Annotated in this window: 22 protein-coding genes and 1 pseudogene; 11 read left to right on the top strand and 12 right to left on the bottom strand. The window is 33.4% G+C overall.

Features of this window, described 5'->3' with window-relative positions:
• The first annotated feature begins 14 nt into the window (after positions 1 to 14).
• The 3 genes from zupT (at position 15) to B5D15_RS09625 (ending at position 3,720) form a co-directional block, all read left to right on the top strand.
• Complete coding sequence (zupT, locus tag B5D15_RS09615; protein ID WP_078696910.1) at positions 15 to 824, top strand: zinc transporter ZupT; 810 nt, start codon at positions 15 to 17, stop codon at positions 822 to 824.
• A gap of 313 nt (positions 825 to 1,137) precedes the next feature.
• The gene (locus B5D15_RS09620) at positions 1,138 to 2,754 is read left to right on the top strand and encodes a Na/Pi cotransporter family protein (RefSeq protein WP_078696911.1); all 1,617 of its coding nucleotides are present in this window, start codon (positions 1,138 to 1,140) and stop codon (positions 2,752 to 2,754) included.
• A gap of 192 nt (positions 2,755 to 2,946) precedes the next feature.
• On the top strand, positions 2,947 to 3,720 hold the full coding sequence (locus tag B5D15_RS09625) for a polysaccharide deacetylase family protein (RefSeq protein WP_078696912.1): 774 nt from the start codon (positions 2,947 to 2,949) through the stop codon (positions 3,718 to 3,720).
• A gap of 173 nt (positions 3,721 to 3,893) precedes the next feature.
• Here the strand turns inward: B5D15_RS09625 and galE are convergent, their stop codons facing one another.
• The 9 genes from galE to B5D15_RS09670 all read right to left on the bottom strand — a co-directional run bounded on the left by galE (position 3,894) and on the right by B5D15_RS09670 (position 16,024).
• A complete protein-coding gene (galE, locus tag B5D15_RS09630) occupies positions 3,894 to 4,877 on the bottom strand; it encodes a UDP-glucose 4-epimerase GalE (protein WP_078696913.1) in 984 nt (327 codons plus the stop codon).
• 19 nt (positions 4,878 to 4,896) lie between these two features.
• Positions 4,897 to 6,057 (bottom strand): galactokinase, encoded by a 1,161-nt coding sequence (locus B5D15_RS09635; protein WP_078696930.1) that lies wholly within the window; start codon positions 6,055 to 6,057, stop codon positions 4,897 to 4,899.
• Positions 6,058 to 6,064: 7 nt separating this feature from the next.
• Positions 6,065 to 7,030, bottom strand: a complete 966-nt coding sequence (gene galT, locus B5D15_RS09640; protein ID WP_078696914.1) for a galactose-1-phosphate uridylyltransferase — start codon at positions 7,028 to 7,030, stop codon at positions 6,065 to 6,067.
• A gap of 29 nt (positions 7,031 to 7,059) precedes the next feature.
• Positions 7,060 to 8,274 carry an ROK family transcriptional regulator gene (locus B5D15_RS09645; RefSeq protein ID WP_078696915.1) on the bottom strand — a complete coding sequence of 405 codons (1,215 nt, stop codon included), beginning with the start codon at positions 8,272 to 8,274 and terminating at the stop codon, positions 7,060 to 7,062.
• Positions 8,275 to 8,606: 332 nt separating this feature from the next.
• Positions 8,607 to 9,512, bottom strand: coding sequence for a hypothetical protein (locus B5D15_RS09650; RefSeq protein WP_078696916.1), 906 nt, complete (start codon positions 9,510 to 9,512; stop codon positions 8,607 to 8,609).
• A 167-nt stretch (positions 9,513 to 9,679) separates the two neighbouring features.
• Positions 9,680 to 10,363: an L-ribulose-5-phosphate 4-epimerase AraD gene (araD, locus tag B5D15_RS09655; protein WP_078696917.1), complete on the bottom strand. Its 684-nt coding sequence runs from the start codon at positions 10,361 to 10,363 to the stop codon at positions 9,680 to 9,682.
• 170 nt (positions 10,364 to 10,533) lie between these two features.
• Entirely contained in the window at positions 10,534 to 11,487 is a 954-nt protein-coding gene (gene mnmL, locus B5D15_RS09660) for a tRNA modification radical SAM protein MnmL/YtqA (protein ID WP_078696918.1), read from the bottom strand.
• 285 nt (positions 11,488 to 11,772) lie between these two features.
• Positions 11,773 to 13,383 (bottom strand): ATP-dependent helicase, encoded by a 1,611-nt coding sequence (locus B5D15_RS09665; protein WP_078696919.1) that lies wholly within the window; start codon positions 13,381 to 13,383, stop codon positions 11,773 to 11,775.
• 7 nt (positions 13,384 to 13,390) lie between these two features.
• Positions 13,391 to 16,024 carry a DEAD/DEAH box helicase gene (locus tag B5D15_RS09670; RefSeq protein WP_078696920.1) on the bottom strand — a complete coding sequence of 878 codons (2,634 nt, stop codon included), beginning with the start codon at positions 16,022 to 16,024 and terminating at the stop codon, positions 13,391 to 13,393.
• Between the two features lie 139 nt (positions 16,025 to 16,163).
• Between B5D15_RS09670 and B5D15_RS09675 the strand changes: the two genes are divergently transcribed.
• Positions 16,164 to 16,586 carry an Hsp20/alpha crystallin family protein gene (locus B5D15_RS09675; protein ID WP_078696921.1) on the top strand — a complete coding sequence of 141 codons (423 nt, stop codon included), beginning with the start codon at positions 16,164 to 16,166 and terminating at the stop codon, positions 16,584 to 16,586.
• A 297-nt stretch (positions 16,587 to 16,883) separates the two neighbouring features.
• Positions 16,884 to 18,506 carry a Na/Pi cotransporter family protein gene (locus B5D15_RS09680; RefSeq protein ID WP_143287277.1) on the top strand — a complete coding sequence of 541 codons (1,623 nt, stop codon included), beginning with the start codon at positions 16,884 to 16,886 and terminating at the stop codon, positions 18,504 to 18,506.
• Positions 18,507 to 18,679: 173 nt separating this feature from the next.
• Here B5D15_RS09680 and B5D15_RS09685 read toward each other — a convergent pair whose 3' ends face one another.
• The gene (locus B5D15_RS09685) at positions 18,680 to 18,913 is read right to left on the bottom strand and encodes a hypothetical protein (RefSeq protein WP_078696923.1); all 234 of its coding nucleotides are present in this window, start codon (positions 18,911 to 18,913) and stop codon (positions 18,680 to 18,682) included.
• Between the two features lie 81 nt (positions 18,914 to 18,994).
• Positions 18,995 to 19,705, bottom strand: a complete 711-nt coding sequence (gene cwlD / locus B5D15_RS09690; RefSeq protein ID WP_242948728.1) for an N-acetylmuramoyl-L-alanine amidase CwlD — start codon at positions 19,703 to 19,705, stop codon at positions 18,995 to 18,997.
• 143 nt (positions 19,706 to 19,848) lie between these two features.
• On the opposite strand from cwlD, the gene B5D15_RS09695 reads away from it, so the two are divergent.
• Positions 19,849 to 20,736, top strand: coding sequence for an MBL fold metallo-hydrolase (locus B5D15_RS09695; RefSeq protein WP_078696924.1), 888 nt, complete (start codon positions 19,849 to 19,851; stop codon positions 20,734 to 20,736).
• Positions 20,737 to 20,948: 212 nt separating this feature from the next.
• On the opposite strand, the gene B5D15_RS09700 is transcribed toward B5D15_RS09695, so the two are convergent.
• Positions 20,949 to 21,785 (bottom strand): sulfurtransferase, encoded by an 837-nt coding sequence (locus tag B5D15_RS09700; RefSeq protein WP_078696925.1) that lies wholly within the window; start codon positions 21,783 to 21,785, stop codon positions 20,949 to 20,951.
• A gap of 190 nt (positions 21,786 to 21,975) precedes the next feature.
• On the opposite strand from B5D15_RS09700, the gene B5D15_RS09705 reads away from it, so the two are divergent.
• The 5 genes and pseudogenes from B5D15_RS09705 to B5D15_RS09720 all read left to right on the top strand — a co-directional run.
• The gene (locus B5D15_RS09705; RefSeq protein WP_078696926.1) at positions 21,976 to 22,176 is read left to right on the top strand and encodes a hypothetical protein; all 201 of its coding nucleotides are present in this window, start codon (positions 21,976 to 21,978) and stop codon (positions 22,174 to 22,176) included.
• Positions 22,177 to 22,275: 99 nt separating this feature from the next.
• Positions 22,276 to 22,608: a hypothetical protein gene (locus B5D15_RS09710; RefSeq protein WP_078696927.1), complete on the top strand. Its 333-nt coding sequence runs from the start codon at positions 22,276 to 22,278 to the stop codon at positions 22,606 to 22,608.
• Positions 22,609 to 22,635: 27 nt separating this feature from the next.
• Positions 22,636 to 22,767 (top strand): IS66 family transposase, encoded by a 132-nt coding sequence (locus tag B5D15_RS15865; RefSeq protein ID WP_423236572.1) that lies wholly within the window; start codon positions 22,636 to 22,638, stop codon positions 22,765 to 22,767.
• The gene (locus B5D15_RS15280; protein WP_143287279.1) at positions 22,710 to 22,937 is read left to right on the top strand and encodes a transposase domain-containing protein; all 228 of its coding nucleotides are present in this window, start codon (positions 22,710 to 22,712) and stop codon (positions 22,935 to 22,937) included. The genes B5D15_RS15865 and B5D15_RS15280 overlap by 58 nt, the downstream gene beginning before the upstream one ends.
• Positions 22,938 to 23,168: 231 nt before the next feature.
• Positions 23,169 to 23,381, top strand: a pseudogene (locus B5D15_RS09720) (IS21 family transposase); the annotation flags it as partial.

The raw sequence follows: 23,381 nt of genomic DNA on the forward strand, positions 1-23,381 counted from the left end.
AAGGAGGCTTTATTATGTGGAAAAGTTCAGTATCTGTTGCCTTTTTACTAACATTATTAGCAGGCCTCTCAACAGGCATAGGAAGTGCCTTGGCGTTTTTCACCAAAAAAACAAACAAAAAATATCTATCAATATCCTTAGGATTTTCAGCTGGTGTTATGATTTATGTTTCCTTTGTTGAAATACTTCAAAATTCGAGGGATATGCTCATAAAGGAAAAGGGAATTGTTCTTGGAAATTGGATATGCGTACTATCCTTTTTTGGGGGAATGCTTTTAATAACCCTTATAGATAAATTCGTCCCATCCTTTGAAAATCCTCATAGCGTTCATAAAGTTGAAGATATTAAGGATATAGATAGTACAGATAAGCTTTTAAAGCTTGGAATATTAACAGCTGTTGCAATTGCAATTCATAACTTTCCTGAAGGCATTTCAACCTTTGCTGCATCCCTAAAGAGCCTTCATCTTGGTCTTCCTATTGCAGCTGCAATCGCAATACATAACATACCAGAAGGTATCGCCGTTTCAATGCCCCTTTATTATGCAACGGGAAGCAGAAAAAAAGCCTTTTTCTATTCATTTTTGTCTGGGCTTTCAGAACCCCTCGGAGGTCTAATAGGATATATATTTCTTTTAAGATATTTAAACGATGTTACCTTTGGAATAATATTCGGTATCGTTGCTGGAATAATGGTTTTTATATCCTTTGATGAACTTCTGCCTGCAGCACAGGAATACGGAGAACACCACCTTTCGGTTTACGGGCTTATTTCTGGAATGGTAGTAATGGCTTTAAGTCTTCTTCTTTTTACTAATTGCTGATATTTTCTAATTTTACATCTAATAGACTTATATATTGGAGATGGTTATAGTCTCCATTTTTTACTTTATATTATCATAGCAAGCATTAAATCTCTTTTATTATGGAATAATATGTATATAATCAGCGTTGCCATAGTTATATTTATAAATCTTAGTTTAGCTGTAAAAACTTTTCTAAATTTTGGTTCTACCTAAAAATACAATTTTTCTACAAAAAATTTTATAATTTAACACAGATTTAACATTCATATAATATAATTAAATATTGTTTGGTTATTTAACACAAAGATAACATAAGATATGGGGGAGTTGTATGAATTTAAAGATGATTTTCCTGCTTTTAGGAGGACTTGGCCTTTTCGTTTACGGAATGAAACTTATGGGAGATGGTCTTCAAAAGGCAGCGGGAGAAAAGCTGAAAAAAATACTCGAGACCATAACAAGCAACAGAATTTTAGCTATACTTGCAGGTGCAGGGGTTACGGCTATAATTCAAAGCTCCAGTGCTACTACAGTTATGACAGTTGGATTTGTTAATGCAGGGCTAATGAATCTTTATCAGGCAGCAGGAATAATAATGGGTGCTAATATCGGTACTACTATGACAGCACAGCTTATAGCCTTTAAGCTTACTGATGTTGCTCCGCTTATACTCTCAATAGGTGCTGGACTGGTTATATTTTCAAAAAGGAAGAAAAACAGGGATATAGGCGAAATAATATTAGGTTTTGGTATTTTATTTGTAGGTATGTCTTTAATGGAAACTTCTATGAAGCCATTAAGTGCTAATGAGGGATTTAGAAATCTTATATTAACCCTTGGAAAGCATCCTTTCATGGGAGTTTTAGTTGGTCTTGGAATGACAGCTACAGTTCAAAGCAGCAGTGCAACAATTGGTATACTCCAAACCCTCGCAGGTATTAACGCACTGCCTCTTAGCGTTGCCCTTCCAATACTTTTTGGCGACAACATAGGAACCTGCGTAACTGCTCTTCTTGCAAGCATAGGTACAAACAAAAACGCTAAAAGAGCCGCACTTATTCATATAACCTTTAACATTATAGGAACAATCATTTTTATGATTGCATTTAAACTTGTTTTATATGTTGTACCTCTATTTGGTGGAGATATAAAAAGACAGATTGCAAACGCCCATACTTTATTTAATGTATCAAATATGTTGATACAGGCACCATTTATAGCGCTTCTTGTACAGTTTGTAAATAAAGTAGTTCCTGGAAAGGATGAAAAGGAAGATGTTATGGTGCTTAAATATCTCGATTCGAGACTTCTTGAAACTCCATCGATTGCTGTTGGTCAGGTCGTAAAGGAGCTTGTAAGAATGGGAAAACTCGCATCAGATAACGTAACAAAGGCCTTTGAAGCTTTTATAAATGAGGATGAAAGGAAAATATCACAGGTTCAAGAGGTTGAAGAAATTATCAATTTCCTCGACAGGGAAATAACAGCATTTATGGTTTCACTGTCAAAAACATCCCTGTCTGACTATCAATCAAGCATCGTAAGCTCTCTATACCATGTTGTAAACGATATTGAAAGAATAGGAGACCATGCAGATAACCTCTCTGAACTTGCGCAATATAGAATAGACAAAAAGCTTAACTTTTCTGATGCCGCAATTGAGCAGCTAAAGGATATGGTAAATACAGTTAAATCTGCTATAGACTTAAGTATAGATGCACTTGAAAACTTTAATTTTGATTCTGCAAAAAAAGTATTAAACGCAGAAAACGAAATAGATACTATGGAAAAGCAGCTGAGAAAGGATCACATTGAAAGACTAAATATAGGAGTGTGCTATCCTGCAAGCGGTACAGTTTTTCTTGATATAATAAGCAATCTTGAAAGAGTTGGAGATCACTCTACAAATATTGCACAGATGGTTCTCGATTACGAAAGCGAAAAATAGTAATAAGAATTTATAATCAAAAGCTGCTATGCTCTAATTTAAGTATAGCAGCTTTTTTAACAAGTCATGACTAATCAATAGCCACAGCTTTTTCACACTAACATTTCCCTTGATAAGATATTAGTAAATATAAATAATTAAGTAAAATGCAGGATAAAATATATTATATATGCTATAAAAAGGGTGACGGTATTGAAAAAAAGAAAAATAATCCTGATATTATTTTGCTTCTTTATTCTTATTATTAGCTGCAATAAAAGAACATCTGATAATAAAACAATAAAAAATAAGCCGCAGATTTCTCAGGCTGCACAGAATATCAAAGACGAGGGAGCTGATGACATATCCTTTGACAAAGTAATTTATCTTACCTTTGATGACGGGCCGAGCAAAGTCACATCTAAAATATTAGACATATTAAAAGAAAAAAACATAAAGGCAACTTTCTTTATAGTGGGTAAAGAAATCCCCGGAAATGAAGATATCTTAAAGAAAATATACAGCGAAGGACACAGTATAGGCCTTCACAGCTACTCCCACAACTACAGGAAAATCTATTCAAAGGATGAAGTATTTATAGAAGAGATGATAAAAACTCAGCAAAATGTTAAAGATATAGTTGGAATCTCGCCAAATATTATAAGATTCCCCGGCGGGAGCAAAAATAATCTTGATGCGCAGCTTCTTGATAAACTTCACAGCTTAAATTTTAAGATTTATGACTGGAATGTATCTGGAGAAGATGGAACTAATCCTTCTGCAAGCCCTTATACTATATATAAAAGCGCTACAAAATTTAAAAACCCTCCAAAGAAAATAATACTTCTTTTGCACAGCGGTAAAGTTAACAAAAATACTATAAATGCTCTTCCGGATATAATAAAGTATTATAAAGATAAAGGATATACTTTTAAATCTATTGACAATACTACCCCTGAATATATTTTTAAAATAAAGAAAAAATAGGTGCATACTATGGGATGTAATCCTAATTTTCAAAGTGTTTTATTAAGCACTGCCTATCCTTAGAATTATTGAAAATTTAAATCTACGATTAATATTATTATTAATTTGAATAAGTAAAATTTATATTAATAAATTATGGCAGAGATATATCTCTGCCACTTATAAAAATATACTTATTTATATCCTTCAGGATGGTTCTTATGCCACTTCCATGCCGTTGCAATAATATCTTCAATATTAGTATACTCAGGTTTCCACCCCAGCTCCTTTGCAATCTTTTCGGAGCTCGCAATTAAAACTGCAGGATCTCCTGCTCTTCTTCCTGTCACTTCCTTTTTTATTGTAATTCCCGTTACCTTTTCAGCAGAATTTATTATCTCTTTAACTGAAAATCCATTACCATTTCCAAGGTTGTAAACGTTAGAATCCTTTCCTTCATAAAGAGCCTTTAGGGCAAGATAATGAGCCTGTGCAAGGTCATTAACATGTATATAGTCTCTAACGCAGGTTCCATCCTCCGTTGGATAATCCTCTCCAAATATTTTAATTGAATCTCTTATTCCAAGGCAGGTTTTTAAAACTAAAGGAATAAGATGGCTTTCTGGATTATGATCTTCTCCAATATCCCCGCCCTCGTCAGCACCGCAGGCATTAAAATATCTCAGGGCTATATATTTTAATCCTAATATCTTTGAATAATCCTCCATAGCATTTTCCATAATAAGCTTAGTCTTTCCGTATATGTTAGTGGGGTTTTTAGAAATATCCTCAGTTATTGGTATTCTCTCAGGTTCTCCGTATACTGCTGCTGTAGATGAAAATACCATCTTTTTTACATCGTTTTTAATCATAACATCAAGAAGGTTTAGTGTGCCCATTACGTTGTTTTTATAATATTTCTCAGGCTTTTCCATAGACTCCCCAACAAGGCTGAAGGCCGCAAAGTGAACAACTGAATCAATAGAATATCTTTTAATAGTATCCTCTAAAAGCTCGCTGTCAAATATATCTCCCTTTACAAATGTTCCCTGTTTTACAGCATCCCTGTGGCCTGTTGATAGATTATCATAAACTACAACGTTTTTGCCCATACTTTGAAGAAGCCTTACGGTATGGGAGCCAATATAACCTGCACCCCCTGTTACAAGAACGTTCATTTTTAACCCTCCTTACATTTTAACCTAAAAATTTAACACCATCACCTATAACGCTGACATAAAAACTTGGTATGATTTCAGTTTTATTAGAATAGTAATTTGAAACATAATCTTTAAATTCATCAATCTTCTCATTTTCAACAATAGCAATAGCACATCCTCCAAAGCCTGCTCCTGTCATCCTCGCCCCTATACACCCTTTGAAACTTTGAGCAGCTTCAACTATTGTATCGAGGTGAAGCCCCGTTACCTCATAATCTTCCTTTAAGGATTTGTGGGAATCATTTAAAAGCTTACCGAATTCTTCAATATTACCCTCATTTAAAACCTCAACTGCTTTTAAAACCCTGTTGTTTTCGCTTACAACATGTCTTGCCCTTTTAAGCAGGGTTTCATCTTTTATTAGACTTAATACATCTTCAATTTCCGCCTCACAAAGATTTGAAATCTCTTTGTTTTGCCTTATAATCTCAAGGGCTTTTTCACATTCTGCCCTTCTTTCGTTATATTTTGAATCAGCAAGTCCCCTTTTTTTATTAGTGTTCATAATAACAAGGCTGTGTTTGTCCATTACAAAGGGTATGTATTTATAATCAAGACTGTTGCAGTCAAGAAGAATTGCATTATTTTTTCTTCCCATAGCAACTGAGAACTGATCCATGATTCCGCAGTTTACCTTTATGAATTTATTTTCAACCTCTTGGCACATAAGGGACAGTTTTACCCTGTCTATATCATCCTTTAAAGATGAATAAAGCATCATGTACCCTGTTAAAACTTCAATTGCAGCAGAGGATGAAAGACCTGCCCCATCTGGCAAATCCCCTGAGTAGAGTATATCACAGCCTTTAAGAGTATAGCCCTTTTGCAAAAGAAGCCTCATAACTCCCTTAGGGTAATTTCCCCAACCGTCCTCACTCTTATATTCTATATTTTCATCAAGGTTAAAAGTTACATATTCAGGAGCATTTAAGGATTTTAGCCTGACTGTGTTATCATTTCTATAGCGTAAAACTCCATATATTCCAAGGCTTAAGGCTCCTGGAAAAACATATCCTCCATTATAATCTATATGCTCTCCTATTAAGTTTACTCTTCCCGGCGAGAAAAAGCAAAGAACTTCTCCACCGCCTCCAAAGATTTCGAAAAACTTTTCTTTTAAATAACTTAAGTTTATCATATTATCCCTACCTTTCATATGCTTCCCTTAAAGTTTTAGCAGTTTCTTCAACGGATAATGGATTGCAGGCAGCCCATGCCCCCATCTCCGATGATGCATAGAACTTTATCCTGTTTTTATCTCTAAGAGGAGGATAAAATTCTATATGGAAGTGATAATAATCCTTTGAGTCCTCATATTCCTTGCAGTTTACTGGGGTTTGATGTATGCACATCATATATGGGAAAAGCCTGTCAAAGAGTTTATCAAAGGCACCAGTTACTCCCTTTAAAATTTCAGCAAGGTGAAGCTTTTCTGTATCAGTAAATTCAGTAAAGTTGCCTTTGTGGTTTTTGCTTACGATAAAAACTCCATAGGGGTAGTCAGTGAAAAATGGTATATAGGCAATAAAGCTGTCATTTTCAGCAATTACTCTTTCCTTAAATTCCTTCTCTTCCCTGTTCATATCGCATATCATGCATCTTCCCTTTTCGCTGTAGTATTCCTTGCAGCTATCAAGCTCTTCCTTTATCTTAAGAGGTAAAAATGAATATGCATATAGCTGTCCATGGGGATGAGGCATTGTAACTCCAACCTCTTCTCCTCTGTTTTCAAATTCGAATATGTATTTTACCTTCTCGTCCTTTGAAAGCTCCTTATATCTTTCAGTCCAAAGGTTTATAAGCTTTACGATATGCTCTATTGATAGCTGAGGAAGGGTTTTGTTGTGCTCCGGAGAATATAGTATTACCTCACATTTGCCGTAGTTTTCTGCGACCTTATAAAGCTCGCTTCCTTCAACATCAGGCTTTTCAGGGTTTAAAGTAAGGGCTGGGAAATCGTTATTATAGCAGTAAACATCATAGTCATCTGGAACTTTTCCAGATCCCGGGCAAAAAGGGCACCAGTCCTTTGGCATATTAGGCCTTTGCTGTCTGTTTGAGGCTACCATTGTCCATGTTCTTAAAAGCGGATTCCATCTTAATTCTGACATATAAACTCCTCCTAAAATCAATTTAGTATTTATTTTTGAGAGCCTTCAAATAAATCATTAAGTATTAAAGTTGCAGCACCTATAATACCGCAGTTTTCATTTAAATAAGAGGGAAGTATTCTAACCCTTTGTGATAAATGCTCCATCGATTTTTTATGGGCTGTATCGCAAAGGGGCTTTAATACAAAATCACCTGCCCTTGCAACTCCTCCCCCGATTATTATAATCTCTGGATTTAATATGTTTATTAAGTTTGAAACTGCATAGCCTAAGCAGCTTCCCACGTCATAAAGAGCATCTAATGCTAATTTGTCGTTAAGTTTTGCAGCCTCATATATTATCTCTCCAGTTATTTTTGACAAATCATCTCCTGCAAGTTTTGGAATTATGCTCTCCTTACCAAGGTTTATATCATGGATAACCCTTTTTTCAAGGGCTGTTCCTGATGCCATAACCTCAAGGCAGCCAAAGTTTCCGCAGTTGCACTTAGGACCATTCTCCGCTATGCTTATATGTCCTATCTCTCCAGCGCCATACAAGCTTCCCCTATAAATATCACCATTTATAACAATAGCTGAACCTATTCCGCTTCCGACGTTTATAAATACAAAATCCTTTGCAGATTTTGCATTCCCAAACCATTTCTCGCCGAGGGCCATAACACGAACGTCGTTATCTATTAGCACAGGCATTCTAAATTCCTTCTCGAATATATCTTTAATTGCAACATCTTTCCACCCGAATTTAGGCGCATATATAGATATTCCCTCAACGGGGTTCACAATTCCATGCACCCCAATACCTATTCCCAATATTTTATTTTTATCTATATTTCTTACATCTAAAAGAGCATTAACTAATTCAATAATTCTTTTTATAACGTCCTTTTCATCTATTGAATTTCCATAAGGCATATCTATGCTTTTTATTATTTCGCCGCAAAGATTAATAAGTGCTGCCCTTGCTCTTTTAAGCCCCATATCAACTCCTATCGCATAAAAAGCATTTTTATTCAGCTCAAGAAGTATCGGTTTTCTTCCTCCGCTCGAATCTCCAATTCCTGTTTCTGTAATAATGTCTGCCTCTAAAAGTATGTTTACATTGTTTGTTACTGTGGCAGGGTTGAGCCCCGTAAGTTTTGCAATATCAGCCCTTGATATAGGCCCTTTTTCCCTTATAACCTTCAATATAGTTGATTTGTTTATTTCTCTTATAAAAGCCTTATCTGCAGTTTGAAAGTCCATCTTTCCACCTTACTTTATTTATTTAATAAATTATGTATGTACTTTATAAGCTTTATATAACATTATTATATCACTTATATAAAAATTTTCAAAATATTTTTGTGTGTTTTGTTCTACTTTGTTTAGTAATTAAATTTACTTGTTATAAAAAATGCAGCTATGCTGCTTAAAATTTCTAATTAAAGTATACCATATAATTTATATTTATAAACTACTATTAGCTGTAAAGCGAAAATAATTTTAAATCATAATAAGGTTAAAAAGCTATAAAAAACCAGTTGAAAGTGACAGCTTATAAGTTTGTCACTTTCAACTGGGCGGCACTTTTGCAGCTATATATATTTTCTAATAACATCCTCTATCTGCTTCTCATCTTTAGCATCTGGTCTTTGAACGTCCTTTATAAGCTCCCACTCTTCAACATGAACTATTTCTTCATCAGGATCTATTAGTGTTAAGGGAGATAGTGTTTCCATCTCAAGCATAAAATCTGTAGTGTAGGTTTCATAAGACACACCAAAGTCAGGGTATTTTTTGTCCATAAAGTGCTCATAGCGTTTTATAAAAAGGTTACCGTGGTTAAAATATGCTGCCCAGCCCTCTTCGTTGTTAATTCCTATTTTAAAGGCAGGTTTCATTTCTTTATTTTGACTTAGGGTTATAAACTTTTCTCCCCAGTAAACTCTCGAATCGTTCATCTTTGCATAGGGCCAAAGGGCTATGTTTCTATTTGCTAAAAGGCCTGTCTCTCTCTTTGGCTGAGGTATTATTTCAAGTCCTCCCGGTGCCATAATCGAAAGAGCCCAAGCCGAAGCCTCAACGCTCCAAGCGTTTTTATTTATGAGATGATGTACAACTTTTACTTTGTTTGAGCTCTCATCCATTATTATCTCAATCTTTTTCTGCATTTGAACATGAGGCTCTACATCCTGAGTCACAGCTATTCCATTTTTTATGTTTTCCACCTTTAAAGGTTTATTGTCGGGCATGTAGGTTCTCGGCATATTTTCAGGGCTGTGCCAAAGTCTGTGTCCTCCCCTTAAATAAAATTTCTCATCACCAATATTCATTTCAACAGGAGCATCGTCGCAGAATTCGTTTTCCCCTCCAACAAGACCAAATCTTATAATCCTTGGGCCGCACTCCACAGTCACTAAAGCTTCAATGCTTCCATTTGAAATTTCTAAGCATTTGCCATAGTTTTTAAAATTTACTTCTCTTACTAAAACTTCCCCCATGATAATCCCTCCCAATTTTAAACTTTAACTTGTAAATTTTGCAATTCATAAGGCTATCCTTAATCTAAATTATATTCTAATAAATTATAAACTCATTTAAATATTTTAATTTTCAACAAACCTTAATATACCACTTACTAAAGTAAATAAGCTTATTAAGTAATAAATTAAATGCTTGGTTTAAAATCCTCATGCATTTTAGCAAAATTCTTTTCAAGCAGATTAGAATCAATTGGTCTTATGGCTGGTGTTAACGCATAGGTTCTATAAGCTATCTTTGCAACAGCCTCAAGAACATCAGCAATATTTACTGCATCCATAGGAGTCTTTCCCCATGTAAAGGGTCCATGATTGCTTACAAGTACTGCGGGCATATGAAGAGGATTTATTCCGCTTAAGGTTTCTACTATAACCTTTCCTGTTTCCGCTTCACATTGTCCCTTTATTTCCCTTTCATTCAGCTTTCTTGTGCAGGGAATGTTTCCATAAAAATACTCTGCATGAGCTGCCCCAAGGGGAGGTATTCCTTTGCAGGCCTGAGCCCAGCTCGTTGCCCAGGGTGAATGAGTATGAACTATTCCTCCTATTTCCTTAAAGGCTTTGTAAATCACCAAATGAGTTGGTGCATCGCTGGATGGCTTTAAATTCCCTTCGATTTGATTTCCATCCATGTCAAGAACAGATAAACTTTCAATAGTAAGCTGACTATACGGAATCCCGCTTGGTTTTATTATTATTAGTTCTTTTTCTCTATCTATTCCGCTTACATTCCCCCAGGTATGATTTACAAGTCCTCTCTTTGCAAGTTCGAGGTTTGCAGCTAATACTTCTTCTTTTAATTTTTCAAGCATAAAAATTCTTCCCACCTTATTAAATTCATAAAAAATTTACACATTCATATTATAAGCATTAATCAGCAATCATTAAACCTTATTTTAAACTAATAGTTCGCTTTGTTATCGAATATAAGAGGCTTTTTATTTTATTTTCTTCATTAATCTGATTTTATCATCAAGTTTTACTATTTAAATAGACTTGAAATTTCATATCTTTGAGCATAGTTCTTTCCCTGCCATATATCCTTCTCATCAAGCCTTCTGTCTATTTCATTCAAAACCTCCCACTTTTTAAGGCTCCACATAGGTCCTATCAAAAGTTCCCTCGGGCTGTCTCCTGTTAATCTATGAATTACCATATTTTCAGGGAGAATATTAATTGATGATACAACAAGGTCAACATATTCATCAAAGGATAAAAATTTAAGCTTCCCCTCTTTATAATAATCAACGAGTCTCGTTCCCTTCATAAGGTGAAGAAGATGAATTTTAATACCTTGAGTTTTAGTATTTGCAACAAATTCTACGGTCTTTAGCATATCCTCCTTTGTTTCCCCTAAAAGTCCGAATATTACATGAGTTACAACATCTATATCCCTTTTTTTAAGCTCATTAACTGCTTTAATATATGTTTCAAGACTATATCCTCTATTTATAATCTTTGCCGTTTCATCGCTTATAGTTTGAAGTCCAAGCTCAACCCAAAGATAAGTCTTTTTATTTATTTCAGATAAAAGCTCAAGAACTTCTAAAGATAAGCAGTCCGGCCTTGTTGCAATAGCAATACCTACAACATCCTTTAGATTTAATATGCTGTAGTATTTTTCTCTTAAAACCTCAATAGGAGCGTAGGTGTTTGTATAGGCCTGAAAATAGGCAATATACTTTCCGCTTTTCCATTTTTTATTCATCATCTCTTTAACTTCATAGAACTGCTCTATTATGTCACTGCTTTTACCTGTAAAATCACCAGAACCTCTTTCGCTGCAGAATATACATCCTCCCTTTGATATTTTTCCATCTCTGTTCGGACATGAAAAGCCTGCATCGAGAGAAATTTTAAAAACCTTTTCATTAAACTTTTCCCTTAAGAAATAATTTAAGGAATTGTATCTTTTGTCTCCCCATTTTTTGGCCATATAAACACTTCCTCAAAGAAAATTATTATTGATTAACATATTGTTTACACAATATCAATACCAAATTAATATACTATTGCTATTATAAAAATGTAAATTTCATAATTCCCCCTTTAAATAGATTAAAAGCCGGCCCGTCCGGCTGATTTTCTATTAATTTAAAATATGTTAACAGTTTCAAAATAGATTTTTCATATAATATTGATAGTATATACTTATAAAAATTCTATCCCCCCTCTAAATAGATAGAAGCAAAGCCGATATTTCGGCTTTTTTGCTTTTTTGTCATTTAAATTCGAGGGGGCAGAAAAGCTTTGAAAACTCCTTTTCTCCATATCCTTCAAAATTCACCTTTATTATGTTTTCATCTTCATAAATTACTATTCCTTCTCCGTACTTTGCATGTAGTGCTTTTTTTACCTTATTATTAAGCTCTTTCTTTTCTTTTTCATCCCTTAGCTGCCTGTAAAGATTAGAAAGGCTGTTTTCACGGCTCTCCTCTTCCCTTTTAATAAGGTTTGAGGGTATCATGGATATATAGGGGCTTTGATAGGGTAAAACACCCTGAAGGTTTGGTTTTATTACATAGGATATTTCAAGGTAGTTTTTTGCTCTCGTTATTCCAACAAAAAACAATCTGAGTTCCTCTTCCTCTTCACCCCTTTTAGAAGATATAGGTATATTCCCCATGTTAGCGCCTACAATAAAAACGTGGGAAAACTCTAATCCCTTTGACGCATGCAGAGTCATAAGGTTTACTGATAAACCTGTGTCCCTTTCTTCCTCGCTGCATTCAAATATTGTTTCACCTTTAAATACAATCTTTAAAGGTATATTCTCTCTTTTAAAAACCTCATATAAAACCTCAGCCTGAGCTGTTCTTCTATATAGTACTGCAATATCCTTAAAGCTTACTCCCTTACTATTTAACTCTTTAATCCTTCTTACAACATATAACGCCTCGTTAAATGAATCTAAATGTTTTCTAACTATTATAGGGTTTCCATAATCTTTAATGCTCTCAATGCTTCCTCTGTTTAAAAAGGACTTTGCCGCCTCTATTATAGTTCGGCTGGAGCGGTAGTTTATTGGGAGTGAAAACTCCTTTGGATTATACAGGCTTTTGAATTTATCAAATATCTTATCATTACCCGTTCTAAAGGAATATATTATCTGATTTTCATCCCCTATAGCAAATATATGGCTTCTATCTCCTGCAATCCTTCTTATAAGCTCAAACTGCCTTAAATCAGTATCCTGAAACTCATCTATTATTATATAAGAAGGATTTAATGGTTTATCGAGTACCTTTATACAGTTGTCTATAATATCATCAAAATCCATAAAATTATTTTTAATCTTTTCTTCGTTATAAAGTCTATAGAGTTTTTCTATATCATCATCTTTTTTCATAATTCCAAAGAGGCTTTTTCCCTTTTTAAATTCATCAATCCTTTTTGAGAGCCTGTTTTTATACTTGATATTTAGTTTATTACCCTCAAGTATATTATTTAGCATATCTGCTGCCCTGCTGTTATCTATTATTTCAAAATCCCTTTTATACCCTAAATTCTCAAGGTTTTGGCTCTCGTTTAATATAGTTTTTGCAACAGAATGAAATGTACCAAAATATTTAATTCTCTCTTTTAAACCGCTGCTTAAGGATAAAACCCTGTCTATAATCTCATCAGCAGCCTTATTTGTAAAGGTAAAGACCATAATATCTTCAAGGGGTATTTTTTTTATAATATGAAGATACATTACTTTATGAATAAGCACCGTTGTTTTTCCGCTTCCCACAACTGCGTTCAAAAGTGCATATTTATCATCGCACATTACTGCCTTTTTTTGATATTCATTTAGCTTTTCAAACTCTTTTAAATAATTTTCCACCATAAAGCACCTACTTTGTTAAATCATCGTATCTTCTCATTATTTTATCCTTAATATCATCTACTTCCTTTGCACATACATCTATTTTAAAACCCTTAGGGATATTAACATAACGTTTTATTATGTTTTCTATTTTGCTCTTATTTGCGCTCTCCATTATCCATTCTCTAAAAAAGCTTCCATTAACATTCAAAACCAATATATCTCCTGATATTGATACTCCGCTTATTGTTGAAAAGAACTGCACGAAGGTTTCACTTTTTTTATTTAAAAAGGCAATAAAATCCTCCCATTTATCAGGAAGCTCTTCAAAATCACAAATTTTTTCTTCAATGAAAACAACTTCAGGAGATTTCTCCTTTACTTTAAATGTAATTTCCCTCTCCTTTAGCATTCCCTCAAGAGACCAAAGTACAAGCTTTTTGTCGAGATGATAATCTCCAACGCAGGCAGGGCATCCATCGTGGCACCTGCAGTTTTTCACAAGGTTTATTGCATCATTTAATATGTCCTCTGCAAATTCAAAGGCTTTTTCAGTAAATCCAAGTCCTCCAGGATAAAGGTCGTAAAGAATTACAAATGCTCTCTTTACTTCTCCTTCCTTTTCAACGGTATTAAATACAGTCCCTCCAATGTCCTCTGCTGTTGCCATGGTTCTCATCCTTGCACAGGTTAAAAGAGCATGCTTTATTCCATTGTAATAATTAAACTGAGTATAGGAATTTATAACAGCATCAACGTCATCAGGAATAAGGTACCACATACCTTCTGTTTCAAGCTGTGTAAAAAGGTTTTCCACTATAGGCTCAAATCCAAGATTCTGCCTGTTATGAAATTGTATCATTTTATAGGCTGGAACCGACTCTTTTATATTTACATCGCCGAAGGTAACACCGCTCCTGCATATTTTTTTATTCTTAAATTCCCTTAGAATTCCTACGGATACTTCATTAAAGGGAACAGTAAAATAATTCATATCAACTGGAATAACCTGTGCTATTCGGTTTGTTAAATCGAGGCTCTCAACAAGGTACTGCATCCCGTCGTGTATGTATATAGCCTTTGGATATACCTCATGGAATGCTTGATATTCGTCCATTTCCGTGAGCATCGTTCCATTTTGTTTATTTATAACTTTATATATATTGCTCGATATATTTCTTAAATTAAAATCTCCTGCAGGGAAGTCCTTTCCTATCCATGTAAATACTCCCCCATCGTTTTTAAGTTCTCCTGCTTTTATAAGTACAGGTATAATCTCTCCTATGTCAGGAAAAATGGAGGCATCATCTAAGGATAAAGGAAGTTCTGCAGCTGCAGCTCTTACATGGGCAAGCTGAATAAAAAGGTTATCCTTATCTATTACTGCATTCTCAACCCCTGTTTTTACAAGATAATCTCCATTTATTGCGATATACTGGTCAAGAGGAGATACATCGAGTATTAATATTCCAACTGCACCATCTCCCTTTCTTCCAGCTCTTCCAACCTGCTGCCAAAAGGAGGCTTTTGTTCCTGGGAATCCGCAGGATATAGCAATTTCAAGGCTTCCTATATCTATCCCAAGCTCAAGGGCGTTTGTTGCAATAACCCCATTTATAAGTCCCTGTGAAAGTCTTTTCTCAATTTCTTTTCTCTCTGTTGGAGTATATCCTCCTCTATAGCCTGATATTCTATCGGATAAATCCCTTGAAAGGCTCGGCATACCTTCTATATTTGAAAGTCTATCCCTCGCTTCTTTAAGTACAACCTCAACTTCCCTTCTGCTCTTGCAAAAGGTTATAAACCTTCTTCCACTCTGCACAAGATCAGGTACAAAATCCGACGCCTCTTCTTCTGGTGTTTTCCTATATTCCGTATCCCTGACAAAGGGAGGCTGCCATATATATATAGTCTTTTGGCTTCCCATGGAGCCGTCCCTGTATATATGGGAAAATTTTTTTCCTCCTATGTTCTCTGCAAGCTCAACAGGGTTTGCAATAGTTGCAGAACTAAATAAAAACTGAGGATTTGATTTGTAATATCTGCATATCCTGTTTAGCCTTCTAATTACGTTTGCCATATGGGAACCGAAGGCTCCTCTGTAAACATGGAGCTCATCTATTACTATATATTTTAATCTTGAGAAAATATGGTTAAATCCATATATGCTGTGGTTAGGCAAAAACGCAGAGTTTATCATTTCAGGATTTGTTAATATTATATTTGCATTTTTTCTTATCCTTGTTCTTTCATTAGGAGGAGTATCTCCATCATATATTCCGCATTGAATTCTATCCTCGCCGAAGTATTCAAGTATTGATGTAAAGTTTCTGAATTGGTCATGGGCAAGAGCTTTAGTAGGGTAGATAAAAAGCGCCCTATTAGTCTTATCCTTTAATATACTCTCAGCAACAGGCAGAAGAAAGCTGAGTGTTTTGCCGCTTGCTGTAGATGTTGTTATTATTACATTTTCTCCCCTTATCGCTCTTTCAAACATCTCATACTGGTGGGAATAGATCTTTTCTATACCTAAACTTTTTAAATATCCCTTTAAATCATCGCTCATATTTTCAGGATAGGGCATGTAAATTGGTTCTCTTTTATCTATATTTATTTCACCTATTATTCTGTTTTCATAATTTTTAAGCTCCGGCAGTTTCATAAGACATCCTCCTCAAAGAGTATTACAATATAATTTTAATCTTAGTACCTTATATCTTCAATTGTAATATAAAATTGATTTTTAATAATCCATAAAAATCTGGGAATAATATATTTGAAAAAATTTTGGAGGTGATGTTATGTTTGATTTAATCCCTTTTAGAAGAACAAGCAATGACCTCTTCGACCTTTATAATGACATGGAAAAAAGCCTTTCTCAAAACTTTGGACTTGATTTTCCATCCTTTAAAACCGATATAGTCGACAGAGGAGATAAATTCGTCCTTGAAGCTGACCTCCCCGGTTTTAAAAAAGAAGATATCGATATAGATATCGATGGAAATATGCTTACTATTTCAGCAAAGCACAGCGAAAAGAGGGAGGAAAACATGGACAACTATATTAGAAGAGAGAGAAGATACGGCTCTTTTACAAGAAGCTTTGATGTTTCAAACATTAAAACCGATGAGATAAAGGCTGAATATAAAGATGGGGTTTTAACCTTAGAACTCCCAAAGATAAATAAAGAAGGAAAAGCAGGAAGAAAGATAAGCATACAATAAATTACTTTTCCAAGTAGGCAATAAAAAGACTGAAAACGGAATAAACCATTTTCAGCCTTTTTATATTGCCTTTATGTTTCTTTAATTCTTATTAAATTTTCTAATGCCTATTAAGATGCATTTATATAAAATAAAAAACGATATTTTTTATAGCGTTAATAATGTAATAAAAAATTCATTGCTAATTTATTATTAAAATATTATTATGAAGATGTAATAGTTTTTCTTATAAAATTACAAATTTCTCATTTATGGAAAGCTACAATTCATATTTATTAATGTGATTTCAATTTTATCATGGGGGATGTTAATTTGGGTTACAAAAACATTTTTACAATGCTTGGAGGATTGGGCCTTTTTATTTACGGTATGCATGTAATGGGGGAAGGCCTTGAAAAAACTGCCGGAAATAAGCTGAAAAAAGTACTTGAAGTTTTAACAACAAACAAGATAATGGGAGTTATAGTTGGAACTGTTATTACCGCTATAATGCAAAGCAGCAGCGCGACTACTGTAATGGTTGTTGGTTTTGTAAACGCAGGACTTATGAATCTCTATCAGGCTGCGAGTGTAATAATGGGTGCAAACATAGGTACTACAATAACTGCACAATTAATAGCTTTTAATCTTTCGGATATCGCTCCTTTAATACTTGCACTTGGTGCTATCGTTACAATTTTCGCAAAGAAGAAAAAGATAAGGGATTTAGGAGAGATAATTTTAGGTTTTGGCGTCATTTTTGTTGGTATGACTATTATGTCAACTTCAATGGAGCCTTTAAAAAGCAGCCCTGAATTTTCTAAAATAATTCTTATATTAAGCCATAACCCTATTCTTGCAGTCCTTGCAGGAACAATAATAACCGGTATAATCCAAAGCAGCGGTGCTTTTATTGCAGTCTTAATAGCCTTATCGTCAAATGGTGCAATAGGATTTGAAGCAGCACTTCCTCTTCTTCTTGGCAGCAATATAGGTACCTGTGTAACTGCACTTTTGGCATGCATAGGAACAGGTAAAAATGCTAAAAAAGCTGCACTTATACACCTTACCTTTAATGTAATTGGAACGATTATATTTATGGCATTGTATCCTTTAATAGTTCATTTTATACCACTGCTCGGAGGAAGCATTAAAAGACAGATTGCCAATGCCCATACTATATTTAATGTATCAAACACAATAATCCAATTACCTCTTATTCCTCTTCTTGTTAAATTTGTAAATACAATTATTCGTGGGGGGGACAAAGAGCATGAACCTATGTCGCTGCAATATGTAGATAAGAGGCTTTTAGAAACTCCATCTGTAGCAGTACAGCAGGTAATAAAAGAAACTGTTAGAATGGGAAGGCTTGCTATTAAAAATGTTGAAAAAACCTTAGATTGTTTCATGAATTTTAATGAAGATACTGAAAGCGATATATATAATAGGGAAGACCTTATAAATTTTCTTGAAAAAGAAATAACATCTTATTTGGTTTTGTTATCAAATAGTTCTATTTCAGAAGATGAATCTATAATTGTAACATCCCTTTTTCATGTAGTTAATGATATTGAAAGAATAGGCGATCATGCTGAAAACCTTCTTGAACTTGCTGATCATAAATATCAAAACTCATTGAAGTTTTCAGTAGAAGCACAGACAGAACTTAAATTTACTTATGAAACTGTTTTAAAAGCAGCAAACAATTCAATTGATGCTCTTGAGTACAATGACATAGAAAAAGCTCAGTCTGTAATTGAAATTGAAAAGAAAATAGATAAGATAGAAAAGCAGCTAAGAAGCGATCACATAGACAGGCTCAACAAGGGAATTTGTAATCCAGAAAGCGGCACTATATTTCTTGATGCAATAAGCAATCTTGAGAGAATAGGAGACCACTCCCACAACATTTCTCAGATAGTGCTTAGCGAAAATTAGCAGTATTTTGGCAATAAATTATATATATTATTGCAAAAATATCATGGCTTCTTTCCTATTTTTTATTCGACATATAAAGCTCCTTTGCTTTAAAAGCTTGGAGCTTTATCCTTTTTCAACCCTATTTTACATTTGTAAGTATTTCCTGGGGAATACAATCGCAAATCAAAGAATCACAAAACAAAATTTATCTCTTTTTTACATCTTGGGCATTTGCTTTCTTTAATCGACAAGTCTATGTTATATCCATTTCTTTTAACCAATAAATACCCGCAGTTCGGGCAATAGGTATTGTTATCAATACCTGATACATTTCCTACATATACATAATTTAGATATTCTTTTGCTATATCCCTGCATTTTATTATCCTCTCAATAGGAGTTGAAGGTACAGTAAATTTATACATAGGATAATATCTTGTCAAATGGAGAGGAATATCCTTACCAAGGCTACCATACTATTGTCCCAAAGTAAATTATAACTTTTTTTACTGCATATCATTTTTATAAGTTGCAAAATACTTCATTATGCCGCAGTAGAGTGCCCATGCTACTTTATTTTGATAGTTTTCATCATTTAAAAGCCTCTCCTCCTCAGGATTTGATAAAAAACCGCACTCTACAAGTATTGAAGGAATATTGTTATTAAGTATTATATAATACACATCCGTTTCTTTTTCAACCCTCTTATTGTTTCTATTTAATGTTTTTATAAGCTCCTCTTGAACTATCTTTGCAAAGAGCTTGCTGTTTTCATCTCCCTTTGGATAAAACACCTGTGCTCCATAGTATTGTGCCTGTGGAAAGCTGTTTAGATGTATGCTTATAAATGCATCAGCATTGTTTTCTTTTATTATTTCCTTTCTCTTTTTTAAATCCTGTCTTTTTTTAGTTTCATTTGCATTTATTTGGCTGTATAATCCTTCATCTACTTCCCTTATCATAATGCATACATCCCCGCTCTCTTCAATGTATGCTTTTAGTTTCTTTGCTATTTCAAGATTTATGTTTTTTTCTATTGTACCTGATTTGCCTATAGCTCCTCCATCCATTCCTCCGTGTCCTGCATCAACTATTATTACCCTGTGGCCTGTGGGCATAAGTTTTGCTATAAAAACATTCATATAGCCATAATCAAAAGTTGTAATAAAAGCTGCAATAAACAGTACTAAAATTAACTGCTTAATATTTTTATTCACAAAACCACCTCTACTTAAAAATCATTATTAATATATGAAGTATACACAAAATAAATGAATATTGAAAACATACTTTCCTTAAGATATTATTATGTTAATATAGTCTTTATATACAATAACAATTTTAAAAAGGATGTGCTCTAATGAAATTAAATAAAATTAAAGGTGATACATACTATATAGACGCTCCAACCAACTCAGGAATTTATACATTTAAAAATAAAAGCTGCGTTATAATCGATACAGGCATTAGCATATCTTCTGCTAAAAGAATTGATTCTATACTTATCGAAAACGGACTTAAAGCAAAATATATTATAAATACCCACAGCCATATGGATCACTGCGGAGGAAATAAATATTTCAAAAATACATATCCCGGAAGCATTATTTATTCCTCCCAATTAGAGAAGATATTCATTGAAAATCCTGATTTTTTTCCTACTATACTTTTTTCTTCATCTCCTATTAAAAGCATTGAGAAAAATTTAAATTCTATTCAGGTTGATTTTACTTTAGAATATGGAATTAATAAAATAAACGATGAGAAATTTGAAATAATACCTCTTAAAGGACATTTTATTGAGCAGATTGGAATCATAACCCCTGAGAGGGTATGTTTTATAGGAGATGCTGTCTTTAGCGATGAGATAATAGAAAAGTATTCCCTTCCTTTTCTTTTCGATATAAAAGAAAGCCTCAATACTTTAAATTTTTTAAAAGAGGTTGAGGCTGATTATTTCGTATTAGGACATTGCTGTCCATGTTTAACCCGTAATGAATTTCTTCCTTTAATTGATAGAAATATTAATAATATAGAAAAGTATAATGAGCAGATTTTAGAGCTTTTAGACCAGCCCCTTACAAGAGAAGATTTGCTTGAAAATCTTGTAATACTAAATAATCTTGAAATGGAATTCAGGCAGTATCATTTAAACCTTTCAGCAGTATCTGCTTTTATAAAATACTTATATGACGAAAATCTAATAAGTTACTCAATTGAAGAAGGAAAATTATTTTACTATAAATAATTTTTAATTTATAGGTCAATATGTAATGAGATACAAAGTACAATGTTTTTACTCTTCTAAGCATCTTTCACCCTAAGCAGCATCCCTCTACATACAAAATCTGCTCCAATAAAACTATCTATAAATTATTTATAGGATAAGACAAAGTCTCCTTATATAAAGCAGCGGCTTTATCACCACTAATAAATGCAATGATAAATGCCGCTCTTCACTTAAACATTTTTTCCTGTTACAAGTTCATTTTCGTCATAGCTTATATAATCGCTAACACTTCCAGCGTAAAGCCTGACCTTATAACCAATTTCATCAAGTACAATATAATTTATTGCTGCTTCTATTCCTGAACCGCAATAGGTTATAATTTCCTTCTTGCCTTCAAGTATTTTAAAGTTCTCCTTCAATATGTATTCATCCTTAACTTTCCCATTTTCATCTATACTTTTCTCATAGGGAATATTTATTGCCCCTTTTATGTGGCCCTTCTTATGATATAGAGGTTCATATTCTCCTGTATATCTTTTCTCATTTCTTGAATCCACAAGGGCTTTATCTTCATCATCTAAAGCTTTCTTCACATAATCTATATCAGCATACATAGCCTCTTTAATATTAGTCTTAAAAACTCCCTCTCCTCTTTCCATAGGATTATCTATTGAAATCGGAAAACCCTTTTTCTTCCATTCACTAAATCCTCCATTTAAAACAAATACATTTTCATAACCCATATACTTTAGCTGCCACCATGCTCTAGGAGAACTATACAGCTTATCATCATAAACAACTATTTTTGAATCCATTCTAATTCCTAAATTTGATAATTTTTCACCAAGTAGATTGCAATCTGCAACAGGTCTTGCTCCTCCATGTACCCCCTTCTTACCGCAAAAATCTTCATTAATATCAAGATAATATGCGTTTTTTATATGTGAGTTTTCATAGGCTTTTTTACCGTAAGAAGCATCGAATAAATCGAATCTGCAGTCGATAATGAATAAATAACTATCCTTTATATTATTAAAAAGCCACTCACAGTTAACAAAATTATTCACAAAACCACCACCTAAAATAAATATTAACTATTTTAATTATAAAACATTTCTATTAAATGTTCATCATGTTCAAAAATCTATTATTTAAATATATAAAGTTATGATATTTGTAAGCGTCAAAAAATTTCCGCATAGATATAGGCAGATACTCCTGATAAAATTACAGATATAAAAAAAGGAGGTATCTGTAATGCAGAATACATTAAAAAAGGCATTTTGGGAAAATATTCTACAAAACTATTCTTCTTATGAAGGTTCATTAATTGATTTTTATACAGAAAACAATATAACTAAGGGTCAGCTTTATTATCATAAAAACAAATTTAATAATTCAAATAAACAAGTATTTTATGGGATAGATTTAAAACCTATTAAAACAAGAGAAAAATAATAATAATAATATATGTATAGAAATTGACAAAGCTAATATAATTATACCTGCAAATGAAGCAGAGCTAATAAAAATTATACTTAAGGAATTACAATCAATATGCTGAGTATTAATAATGTCGATACTGTATATCTTGCCTGCGGCATAACAGATTTAAGAAAAAGCATCGATAAATTAGCCCTATTGTTCAAAGGCAGCTTAAGCTTGATCCTTTTGAAAAAGCATTATTGGAAATCAAGCGAACAGCTTAACAAAATTGAAAAAGAACTAAAAGAAAAATATCAAGGAAGTAATGATTTCTATAAAAAGCCCTATGAAGTAAGGCTTGAAAAATCAGCAGCAATCATTGAAGAATTCATAATGTATGTTGACATAGAATTAAAAAATGCCCTTCATAGAAGTTCTTTAGGCCAGGCTCTTGAATATAGCTAAAAATTATTGCCAGGCTTTACAACCTTTTTGACAGATGACTCCTTAGAAATAGATAATAACGGAGCAGAAAGAGCAATAAAGTCGTTTGTAATTGGAAAAATTTGCTTTTATACAATACGCCAAAGGGAGCAAAGCCAAGTGCAATTCTCTATAGCATAGCAGAAACGGCTAAAGCAAATGATTTAAATGTTGAAAAATATTTAACTTATCTTATGGATGTACTTTGTAATTTGGACAAGAAAGATACATCTGTGCTATTAAAATACATGCCATGGTCAAAAGAGCTCCCTGAAGAATTAAAGCTTGAAAATAAAAATATTCATACTTAAAAGACTAAAATATCCAGTAGAAGGCTTTGCAGCTTACTCTACTGGATTTATTTTATCAACAGATAAATAAAGAATGAATACGTAGATTTTTTGGCGTTTATGTTTAGTGTAAAATATAAATACAAAGAGTTGCAGAAATAAAATACAAATAAAAAAATGGAAAAAAGTCATTGCCAACATCCTCAAAATAAACTACCCTTTAGTTGATGAGGCTAAAGGGGGTAGAAAGGAATGTTAACAATGACTCAAGTTAAGAATATCAAAAAGCTGTACTATAGTAAAGGGAAAAAAGTAAATGAAATTGTTAAAGTTACTGGGCATAATTACAGAACAGTAATAAAATATCTTGAAAAAGCTGATTTTAATCAAAGTTTAGGTAAACAAGAAGGAGATAAAAGAGGACGGCCTAAGAAGATTGAACCCGTAATACCAATAATTAATAGG

It is taken from the genome of Caloramator quimbayensis (genome assembly GCF_900167605.1).
Classification (GTDB): domain Bacteria; phylum Bacillota; class Clostridia; order Clostridiales; family Caloramatoraceae; genus Caloramator_B; species Caloramator_B quimbayensis.